Here is a 5,527-nt window from a genome sequence, read left to right as displayed (position 1 = left end):
CGCCGTCGGCGCTCTGCGACTGGTTGGTGCTCGCATCGTTCATCGGAAGGACCTCACCCCGTAAACATGATCTTTCCTGCAGACGGGCGAGTTTATCCAGGGGACCGGGGGGCGGATCCAGGCGACCGCGCCGACCGCCGCCACTTCGTTACAAGCCGCCCAGGGGTGCCTGCCGCAGGGGGACGGGACGGGGCGCCGCCGACTCCGCCGGAATCGCGGAATCCCTTTCCGGTAAAGGTCGTTGGGGCTTCGCGGAGGCGTCCTCCCGGCTCTCCTCCGGGCCCTGCCGCCGCCCCTCTGCCCGGTCACGCTCCGGCCGTCGTTCCGGTTCCGGCGGGTTCGGCCCCGGCGGGTTCAGCACGGCCACCCCGCACGGCATCGCCGGGGTGGCGCACGGCAGGCGCAGCACCCCGTCCGCCGTCCACAGTCCGGTGCCGGTCAACCACCCCTCGGGCGCCGGGAGGTGGTGCAACCGCCGCTGGGCCGGCCGCCACACCCCGACCCAGCTGCCGAGAGGCCCGTCCACGCGCAGCGCCACCGCGCACCCCTCCGGCGTCAGCACCTGCCCGGGCTGGACCGCGAACGGAGTGACCGCGCAGTCCGGCAGCCGCAGGCACGCGGGGAAGCGCACCGGCAGCGTGCTGCCCAGCACCCCCCAGCCCAGCCGGCCCCGGCCCGGCGAGGGCGCGTCCGAGCGGATCAGCAGCAGGCCGCTGTCCGGATCGGCGAGCAGGACCCGGTCGTCGCTCTCCTCGGTGATCTCCAGCAGCGGCGACACCTCGCCCCCGCGCTCCAGGTCCACGACGACCGCCTTGGTGCGCCCGCCGGTCTCCCGGTCCAGGCAGAGCATCCGGCCGGTGCGGTCCAGCCACGCCCCGCCCGAGCAGCGGCCCGGGATCTCGGCGACGCGCTCGGGACCGGAGGCGCCGCCCGCCACCAGCCACAGGGCCGTGGACCGCGGGCCCACGGTGACGGCGTACGCCCGCCGTCCGCACGGGGCGGGCGGCAGGAGCCGCAGCCGGGTGTCCCCGTCCGGGCACACGACCGCGCCGAGCGGCACCTCTCCGGTGCCGGGGCCGGTCGGGTACAGCAGGGAGAACGCGTGCCTCCCGCCCGCCGGACGGCGGACGAGGACCCGTCCGTCGCCCAGGGGCTGCACCTCGGCGCCGGGCTCCTCGGACCGGCCGGTGCGCAGCGGCACCGCGTAGGGCTCGGGGCCGTCCAGGGTCCAGCGCTCCGGGAACAGGGAGTCGCCCTCGCGGGCGAGGCGCGCGCCGTAGGAGCCGTCGGCGCTGAGGACGCAGCCCGGCGGCGGCGCCACCGTCACCGCGGCCCCCTGCCCGTGCCCGGCCCCCTCGTGTCCCAGAACCCTGGGCCCGGGGACTCCGGGCCCGGGGATCCCGGGCCCCGGGACCTCGTGACCCGAGACTCCGTGCTCCGAGACTCCCTGGTCCGGGACCTCCCGGCCCGGGGAAGTCTCGGTCGCACGCATCGTCATCGTCGTCATCGTTCGGTCACCTCCGGCGACGAACGTAGTTTTCGTACGCGCGGACGGGAGACCCACCGGCCCCCGCTTCACACATAAGGGTGTTCCGGGAACGATTCGCCCGGGGAAGCGGAGGCGTATGTGCTGGCGGGGGCGGGCGCGGTTCCCGTACCCGCTCCGGTACTACCGGGCCATACGGGCAGGTAGCCTTGCGATGTGCCCCGTCTGTCTGAAGTCATCACCGCGCTGGAGACCCTGTGGCCCGCCGAGCGGGCCGAGTCCTGGGACGCGGTCGGTACCGTCACGGGCGACCCCGACCAGGAGGTCGGCCGGGTCCTGTTCGCGGTGGACCCCGTCCAGGAGACCGTGGACGAGGCGGTGCGGCTGGGCGCCGACCTGCTCGTCACCCACCACCCGCTCTACCTGCGCGGCACGACCTCCGTCGCGGCCACGACCTCCAAGGGCCGTGTGGTGCACACGCTCATCGGGAACGGCATCGCGCTGCACGTCGCCCACACCAACGCCGACACCGCCGACCCCGGGGTGAGCGACGCCCTGGCCGGCGCCCTGGACCTGCGCGTCGTCCGGCCGCTGGTGCCGGACACCACGGACCCCGAGGGCCGCCGCGGGCTCGGCCGCGTCTGCGAACTGGACCACCCGCTGACCGTCCGCGAGTTCGTCGCCCGCGCCGCCGAGCGCCTGCCCCGGACCGCGCAGGGCATCCGCGTCGCCGGCGACCCCGAGGCGCTCGTGCGGACGGTCGCCGTCAGCGGCGGCTCCGGCGACAGCCTCTTCGCCCACGTCCGGGCGGCCGGCGTGGACGCCTACCTCACCGCGGACCTGCGCCACCACCCGGCGTCGGAGTTCGCGGGGGAGCATGCCACCGGCCGGCCTCCCGCGCTGCTCGACGCGGCCCACTGGGCCACCGAGTGGCCCTGGTGCGAACTGGCCGCGGCCCAGCTCGACACGATCTCCGACCGGCACGGATGGGGCCTGCGGGTCCACGTCTCCGCCGTGGTCACCGATCCCTGGACCGCCCACGCGCCGTCCGTCCACCCCTCGCCCACCACCACCCCTCCAGGGAGCGCCTCGCGCGCCCCTTCCGACACCGATACATCGGGAGCCCCCAACTGAACGCCGAGCCCGCCGACCAGATCCGCCTCCTCGACCTCCAGGATCTCGACGTCCGCCTCCAGCAGCTCGCGCACAAGCGGAAGTCGCTCCCCGAGCACGCCGAGATCGAGTCGCTGACCCGGGACCTCGCCCAGCTGCGCGACCTGCACGTGGCCGCGCAGACCGAGGAGAGCGACTGCGCCCGCGAGCAGACCAAGGCCGAACAGGACGTGGACCAGGTGCGCCAGCGCGCCGCCCGCGACCAGAAGCGCCTCGACTCCGGTGCCGTCTCCTCGCCCAAGGACCTGGAGAACCTCCAGCGCGAGATCGCCTCCCTCGCCAAGCGCCAGGGCGACCTCGAGGACGTCGTCCTGGAGGTCATGGAGCGCCGTGAGTCCGCGCAGGAGCGGGCCGGCGAACTGGCCGAGCGGGTCACCTCCGTCCAGGCGCGGATGGACGACGCGACCGCCCGCCGGGACGCGGCCTGCGCGGAGATCGACGGCGAGGCCGCCACGGTCACCAAGGAGCGCGCCGTCGTCGCCGCCTCCGTCCCCGCGGACCTGCTCAAGCTGTACGAGAAGCTGCGCGAGCAGCAGGGCGGCGTCGGCGCGGCGAAGCTGTACGCCCGCAGCTGCCAGGGCTGCCGGCAGGAACTCGCCATCACCGAGCTGAACGAGATCCGCCACGCCGCGCCCGACACCGTGATCCGCTGCGAGAACTGCCGCCGCATCCTGGTCCGCACGTCGGATTCGGGCCTGTAGGCGGGGCTGCGGGGGAGACCCCCTGGAGCCAGGGGGTCCAGGGGGCCGGAAGACCCGGGGGATCTGGGGATCCGGGGATCCGGCGGGACACGAGGAGAGCTGAGGGGTTTTCCCGGTGCGGGAGTTCATAGTCGAGGCGGACGGCGGATCGCGGGGCAACCCGGGGCCCGCCGGCTACGGGGCCGTGGTCAGTGACGCGGCGACGGGGGAGACCCTGGCGGAGGCGGCCGAGTACCTCGGCACCACCACGAACAACGTCGCCGAGTACTCGGGCCTGCTGGCCGGCCTGCGGGCCGCCCACGCGCTGGACCCGCGGGCCGCGGTCCACGTCCGGATGGACTCCAAACTCGTCGTCGAGCAGATGGCGGGCCGCTGGAAGGTCAAGCACCCCGCCATGAAGCCGCTGGCGGCCGAGGCGGACCGCGTCTTCCCGCCGGGCCGGGTCACCTACGAGTGGATCCCGCGCGAGCGGAACAAGCACGCGGACCGCCTGGCGAACGAGGCGATGGACGCGGGGCAGCGGGGCGAGCGGTGGAGCGCGTCGGCGTCGCGCGCCGCACTGGACACGCCGGCCGCCCGGCCCGTGACACCCGAGCCGTCCGGCCCGCCCGGGGACGCGGCCGCCGGTGCGGCACGAGTCCGCGCGGCGCTGGCCTCGACCTCCGCCGCCGCCCCCGCCACGGAACCGGGCGTCACGGAGCCGGGCGTCACGGAGCCGGGCGTCACGGAGCCGGGCACGCGGGGAGCCGGTGGCGCGGGCGACGCCCTCGACGAGAAGGGCGCCGACGGGAAGGCCGTCGACGGGAAGGCCGCCGCCGACCTGCGGGCCGCACAGGCCGTGGCCGCCCCCGGCACCGAGACGGCCGCCCCGGGAACGGCGCCGGCCGCCGTCCCCTCCCCGGGCTGGGCGCCCGCCGACATGGGACCGCCGGCCACCTTCGTGCTCCTCCGGCACGGCGAGACCCCGCTGACCCCCCAGAAACGGTTCTCCGGCAGCGGCGGCAGCGACCCCTCCCTCTCCGATGCCGGCCGCGAGCAGGCCGAGCGGACCGCCGCCGCGCTCGCCCGGCGCGGCACCGTCCAGGCTGTCGTCGCCTCTCCCCTCGCCCGCACCCGCGAGACCGCCGGCATCGTCGCCGCCCGGCTCGGCCTGGAGGTGAGCGTGGAGGAGGGGCTGCGCGAGACCGACTTCGGCGCGTGGGAGGGCCTCACCTTCGCCGAGGTCCGCGAACGCCACCCCGATGACCTGAACGCCTGGCTCTCCTCACCGGACGCCGAGCCCACCGGCGGCGGGGAGAGCTTCGCGGCCACCGCGCACCGGGTCGCGGCCGCCCGTGACAGGCTCACCGCCGCGTACGCCGGCCGCACGGTCCTGCTCGTCACCCATGTGACGCCGATCAAGACCCTGGTGCGGCTCGCCCTGGGCGCCCCGCCCGAGGCCCTGTTCCGGATGGAGCTGTCGGCGGCCTCGCTCTCGGCGGTGGCGTACTACGCCGACGGCAACGCCAGCGTCCGGCTGTTCAACGAGACGTCCCACCTGCGCTGAGCCCCGCCGCCGCACGGGCCAGCCGCTCGATCCGCGCCCAGTCGCGCGCCGCCACCGCGTCCGCCGGGAGCATCCAGCTCCCGCCGACGCAGGCGACGTTCGGCAGGGCCAGGTAGTCCGGCGCGGAGTCCGGGCCGATCCCGCCGGTCGGACAGAAGCGGGCCTGCGGGAGCGGCCCGGCGATCGCCTTCAGGTACGCCGTGCCGCCCGCGGCCCGCGCCGGGAAGAACTTCATCTCCCGCACCCCGCGCTCCAGCAGCGCCACGACCTCCGAGACCGTCGACACCCCCGGCAGGAACGGCACCCCGGACGCCCGCATCGACTCCAGCAGGACGTCCGTCCAGCCCGGGGAGACCAGGAACCGGGCCCCGGCCGCCACCACCTCCCGCACCTGCTCCGGCGTGATCACCGTGCCGGCCCCGACCACCGCGTCCGGCACCTCGGCGGCGATCGCGCGGACGGCGTCCGGCGCGGCGGGTGTCCGCAGGGTCACCTCGATCGCGGGCAGCCCGCCGGCGACCAGCGCCCGCGCCAGCGGCACGGCGTCGGCGGCGTCCTCGACCACGACGACCGGCAGGACGGGCGCGAGATCCAGCACGGAGGCGTCGGCGGGGGCGACGG

Annotated in this window: 5 protein-coding genes; 3 read left to right on the top strand and 2 right to left on the bottom strand. The window is 76.0% G+C overall.

Features of this window, described 5'->3' with window-relative positions; genetic code table 11:
- Positions 1 to 148: 148 nt before the first annotated feature.
- Complete coding sequence (locus AOK18_RS23385; RefSeq protein ID WP_240503283.1) at positions 149 to 1,327, bottom strand: hypothetical protein; 1,179 nt, start codon at positions 1,325 to 1,327, stop codon at positions 149 to 151.
- 375 nt (positions 1,328 to 1,702) lie between these two features.
- Between AOK18_RS23385 and AOK18_RS23380 the strand changes: the two genes are divergently transcribed.
- The 3 genes from AOK18_RS23380 (at position 1,703) to AOK18_RS23370 (ending at position 4,906) form a co-directional block, all read left to right on the top strand.
- Complete coding sequence (locus tag AOK18_RS23380) at positions 1,703 to 2,620, top strand: Nif3-like dinuclear metal center hexameric protein (RefSeq protein WP_055695618.1); 918 nt, start codon at positions 1,703 to 1,705, stop codon at positions 2,618 to 2,620.
- Positions 2,617 to 3,360, top strand: coding sequence for a zinc ribbon domain-containing protein (locus tag AOK18_RS23375; RefSeq protein WP_074993752.1), 744 nt, complete (start codon positions 2,617 to 2,619; stop codon positions 3,358 to 3,360). Before AOK18_RS23380 ends, AOK18_RS23375 begins: the two co-directional genes overlap by 4 nt.
- Before the next feature lie 115 nt (positions 3,361 to 3,475).
- Complete coding sequence (locus AOK18_RS23370) at positions 3,476 to 4,906, top strand: bifunctional RNase H/acid phosphatase (protein ID WP_055695617.1); 1,431 nt, start codon at positions 3,476 to 3,478, stop codon at positions 4,904 to 4,906.
- On the opposite strand, the gene eda is transcribed toward AOK18_RS23370, so the two are convergent.
- Positions 4,881 to 5,504 (bottom strand): bifunctional 4-hydroxy-2-oxoglutarate aldolase/2-dehydro-3-deoxy-phosphogluconate aldolase, encoded by a 624-nt coding sequence (eda, locus tag AOK18_RS23365; protein ID WP_055695619.1) that lies wholly within the window; start codon positions 5,502 to 5,504, stop codon positions 4,881 to 4,883. The two genes, AOK18_RS23370 and eda, sit on opposite strands and share 26 nt — an antisense overlap.
- Positions 5,505 to 5,527: the final 23 nt, after the last annotated feature.

The organism is Streptomyces prasinopilosus (assembly GCF_001419695.1).
Taxonomy (GTDB): domain Bacteria; phylum Actinomycetota; class Actinomycetes; order Streptomycetales; family Streptomycetaceae; genus Streptomyces; species Streptomyces prasinopilosus.
Note: the sequence above shows the minus strand (reverse complement) of the source record. Positions and strands in the feature narration are given on the sequence as shown.